Below are 4,017 nucleotides of genomic sequence, written 5' to 3'. Positions count from 1 at the left end.
CGGCTTGGAGGGTAGAATCAGTCATGGCGTATCCACTTTTGTTGGTTGAGATCTTGGTCGTGATCAATCAACAGGATACGCCACCCTTCCTACTTCCTCCCATACACCAGAATCGAGCTTAACTCTGCATGGCATTTGGATAAGGTGATTAATGGGGTCTCGGGAGCAGCAATGCCCGCATTCCGCAATACTCTCAGCCCTGTTGATATCGCCGCAGTGGTTACTTATACGCGTAACGCTTGGGGTAACAGTGCGGGTGATGTGATTCAGCCTGCTGAGGTAGCCGAATTGATAGATTGATAAGCGATCGTATACCGCTGAGTAAACATTACCTGACTACAACAATAACTAAATGGAGCATTATATGGCTAAGCTACCTCCTAAGCCCATGCCTCTAAACAGTACACCAGCCGCTGCTGGTGGCCAGTTAACTCCGTACGCGACTGAGCCCAAAGGGCTTTTGCGATGGTTGTTGACCACTAACCATAAAGAGATTGGCACGCTTTATTTGTTGTTTTCTCTAAGTATGTTCTTTGTAGGCGGTGTTTTCGCGTTAGTGGTGCGGGCAGAGTTATTTCAACCTGGATTACAGCTTATCCAACCAGAGTTTTTTAATCAGATGACAACCATGCATGGCCTGATTATGGTGTTTGCTGCGATAATGCCGGCTTTTACTGGTCTTGCTAACTGGATGATTCCCTTGCAGATTGGGGCACCTGACATGGCATTGCCAAGGCTGAATAATTTCAGTTTTTGGTTGCTTCCCGTCGCTTTCACGCTGTTGCTTTCCACTTTATTGATGCCGGGAGGAGGGCCAAACTTTGGCTGGACATTTTATGCACCGCTGTCGACTACTTACGCTCCCGCCTCGACTACCTTTTTTATCCTCGCCCTGCATATAGCCGGTATAAGCTCAATTTTAGGGGCAATTAATATTATCGCTACGATTCTTAATATGCGAGCTCCTGGCATGCGGTTGATGGATATGCCCCTATTTGTATGGGGGTGGTTAATTACCGCTTTTTTGTTAATTGCTGTCATGCCTGTCTTAGCTGGTGTGATTACGATGATGTTGATGGATATTAACTTTGGTACCAGTTTTTTTAATGCGGCAGGCGGGGGTGATCCTGTTTTGTTTCAACATCTTTTTTGGTTTTTTGGCCACCCTGAAGTTTATATCATGATTTTACCTGCGTTTGGCATTGTTTCTGCCATTGTGCCCACTTTTGCTCGTAAACCTTTATTTGGTTACGCTTCGATGGTATATGCGACAGCCGCAATTGCCTTACTTTCATTTTTAGTATGGGCACATCATATGTTTGTAGTCGGCTTGCCCCTGGTAGCAGAGCTTTTCTTCATGTATTCAACCATGCTTATTGCGGTACCAACAGGTGTTAAAATTTTTAACTGGGTAACCACTCTTTTTAGAGGCTCGATTAGTTTTGAAGCCCCGATGCTATTTGCTCTTGCCTTTATTGTGCTTTTTACAATTGGTGGTTTTTCTGGACTAATGTTAGCTATTGCGCCCGCTGATTTTCAATACCATGATACCTATTTCGTAGTGGCCCACTTTCATTATGTGCTTGTTCCTGGCGCTTTATTTGCGATTATGGCAGGCGCTTATTACTGGCTCCCGAAATGGACAGGGTATTATCCTAATGAACGGCTTGCACAGTGGCATTTTTGGTTATCAGTCATTGGTGTCAATTTAACGTTTTTTCCGATGCATTTTGCAGGGCTAGCGGGTATGCCAAGGCGTATCCCCGACTATGCATTGCAATTTACCGATTTTAATATGATCTCTAGTGTTGGTGCTTTTTTCTTTGGTATCTCCCAGCTTCTCTTTGTCCTCGTTGTTATTTTATGTGTTCGTGGAGGAAAAAAAGCTCCTGCAAAAGCGTGGGAAGGGGCCGAAGACCTAGAGTGGAGTGTCCCAAGCCCAGCGCCTCTTCATACTTTCGAGACGCCACCAAATTTAGAACGCTCGACTTCATAAAATGAATAACTAAATGTTAGGGAAAGCACATGAAAAATCGTCAGCAAGAACAAGACAGAGCGGTTAGGCGAACGGTGATAAGAACGGGTGCGGCGCTGATCGGCATGTTTGCCTTTGCCTTAGTGCCGCTCTATGACGTCTTTTGTCAAATTACGGGACTCAATGGCAAGGTAAGTACAAGCGCTCAGCAAATGACATCTCAAGGTGTTGATGAGAATCGCTACGTAACTGTTCAGTTTATTACGCGGGGCAGTGCAGGCTTGCCGTGGAAAATGGATATTGCTACACAACAAGTAAGGCTTCATCCCGGACAAGTCACTGAAGTCGACTTTGTATTTACAAATTATAGCGAGCAAGAAAGCTGGGGAAGGGCTGTGCCAAGCGTCTCACCATCTAGGGCTTCTCAATATTTGCGTAAAATAAATTGCTTTTGTTTTGATAAGCAAATGCTAAAAGCAAACGAAAAGTTAAAGTTGCCTCTTATTTTTCAACTGGTAAGAGATTTGCCCCAGGATATTAATACTGTCACTCTTGTTTATACTCTATACCCAGTTGATGAAAAAGATATTTCCTTCGTCTACGGTTATCTTGATCAAAAAGGGGAAATGATATGAGTAGTGGTAGCTATTATGTACCAGCATCTAGCCGCTGGCCCATACTAGGGTCGTTGGCCCTGGGTGCTCTAATGGTTGGCACAGGGATACAGCTTGTTCATGGCAATGGTAGCATTGTGGTTTTATTAGGTGCCATCGGTGTGCTGACTGTCATGGCTTTATGGTTTTGTGATGTCATAAAAGAATCTCGACATGGACTCTACGACGAACAAATGGATCGCTCTTTTCGGTGGGGAATGGGCTGGTTTATTTTTTCTGAGATTATGTTTTTTGCTGCATTTTTTGGAGCGCTTTTTTATATTCGTAATTATGCGATACCTTGGCTTGGTGGGGAGGGTGCAAAAGGTGTATCAGCTTTGCTGTGGCCAGATTTTGCCGCTCATTGGCCCTTGCTCAACCCTCCAGGTTCTTCTATCGCGGGTCCTAAAGAGGTTTTTAGTCCCTGGCAGCTCCCTTTAGTTAATACGCTAATTTTGGTGTCATCCAGCATTACGCTAACCATTGCACATGAGAGCTTTAAGTTAGGTTATCGCCAGACGTGCCGTAATTGGCTCGCGGGTACCGTAATATTGGGGTGTTTTTTTATTTTTATTCAAGGCGTGGAGTATTATGAGGCCTATTCACATTATGGCATTACATTAGAGGCAGGGGTATTTGGGGCCACTTTCTTTATTTTAACCGGTTTCCATGGGCTTCATGTCATTATTGGTACCATTATCTTGGCCGTAATGTTACTCCGCATCTATAAAAAGCACTTTGAACCACAACAACATTTTGGTTTTGAAGCCGCTTGTTGGTACTGGCACTTTGTCGACGTGGTATGGGTTGGGCTATTTATATTTGTTTATGTCTTGTAGTTTTTTTACAGGTATTTTTCATTTGGCCTTAAACTAATATACCCGACCAAAAACCATATATAATTAAAATTATTAGACAGACGGTTAGTCCGATACGCCACTTGAGTGCAGTAAGAAGGCGCCGTGATGTGGGGCTATCATAAAGTAAAAAGCGTGACCCTAAGGCCAGGCTGATAACAATGGCTGAAAACACAATGACAATCAATATTTTAAGCAACATAAAGACCTCTAAGCGATCAAGACGGTATGTCGTGTGGTTGCTGTTCTGGAGTGTTTTAGTGTCATTAGGGATCTGGTTAGGAATATGGCAGTGGGATCGCGCTGATGACAAGCGCAAATTATTGGCCCGTAAAGATGCAGCGCCTGTGCTCGTTCAACCGAGGCATACGCCCATTGATGGCGCCAAGGTGACGTTAGTGGGGCTGAACCGTACCGGCTTTCTCGGAGACCCGTTTGTTTGAGTCAGGCAGCTTTATTAGCCTGACCCTGGTGCTCATAATACAGGGCTTCTCTCTCTGCCGGTGGCATGTTGCCAATCGGCTCCAATATC

General features: G+C 44.5%; 5 protein-coding genes and 1 pseudogene. 5 read left to right on the top strand and 1 reads right to left on the bottom strand.

Going from position 1 to position 4,017, the window contains the following annotated elements; genetic code table 11:
• Positions 1-129 precede the first annotated feature (129 nt).
• From BQ9846_RS17070 to BQ9846_RS15830, 4 genes and pseudogenes are all read left to right on the top strand, one after another.
• Positions 130-300 (top strand): annotated as a pseudogene (locus BQ9846_RS17070) (c-type cytochrome); the annotation flags it as partial.
• Between the two features lie 64 nt (positions 301-364).
• The gene (ctaD, locus tag BQ9846_RS15840; protein WP_075882017.1) at positions 365-1,996 is read left to right on the top strand and encodes a cytochrome c oxidase subunit I; all 1,632 of its coding nucleotides are present in this window, start codon (positions 365-367) and stop codon (positions 1,994-1,996) included.
• Positions 1,997-2,025: 29 nt separating this feature from the next.
• Positions 2,026-2,610, top strand: a complete 585-nt coding sequence (locus BQ9846_RS15835) for a cytochrome c oxidase assembly protein (protein ID WP_075882016.1) — start codon at positions 2,026-2,028, stop codon at positions 2,608-2,610.
• Positions 2,607-3,467, top strand: a complete 861-nt coding sequence (locus BQ9846_RS15830) for a cytochrome c oxidase subunit 3 (RefSeq protein ID WP_075882015.1) — start codon at positions 2,607-2,609, stop codon at positions 3,465-3,467. The genes BQ9846_RS15835 and BQ9846_RS15830 overlap by 4 nt, the downstream gene beginning before the upstream one ends.
• A gap of 28 nt (positions 3,468-3,495) precedes the next feature.
• Here BQ9846_RS15830 and BQ9846_RS15825 read toward each other — a convergent pair whose 3' ends face one another.
• Complete coding sequence (locus BQ9846_RS15825; protein ID WP_075882014.1) at positions 3,496-3,687, bottom strand: DUF2909 domain-containing protein; 192 nt, start codon at positions 3,685-3,687, stop codon at positions 3,496-3,498.
• On the opposite strand from BQ9846_RS15825, the gene BQ9846_RS17065 reads away from it, so the two are divergent.
• Positions 3,647-3,928 (top strand): hypothetical protein, encoded by a 282-nt coding sequence (locus tag BQ9846_RS17065; RefSeq protein ID WP_144049486.1) that lies wholly within the window; start codon positions 3,647-3,649, stop codon positions 3,926-3,928. The genes BQ9846_RS15825 and BQ9846_RS17065 overlap by 41 nt on opposite strands.
• Positions 3,929-4,017: the final 89 nt, after the last annotated feature.

Origin of the sequence: Vreelandella massiliensis, from assembly GCF_900155385.1 — a bacterium.
GTDB lineage: Bacteria > Pseudomonadota > Gammaproteobacteria > Pseudomonadales > Halomonadaceae > Vreelandella > Vreelandella massiliensis.
The sequence above is the reverse complement of the archived record's forward strand: the minus strand, read 5'-3'. Positions and strand labels throughout refer to the sequence as shown.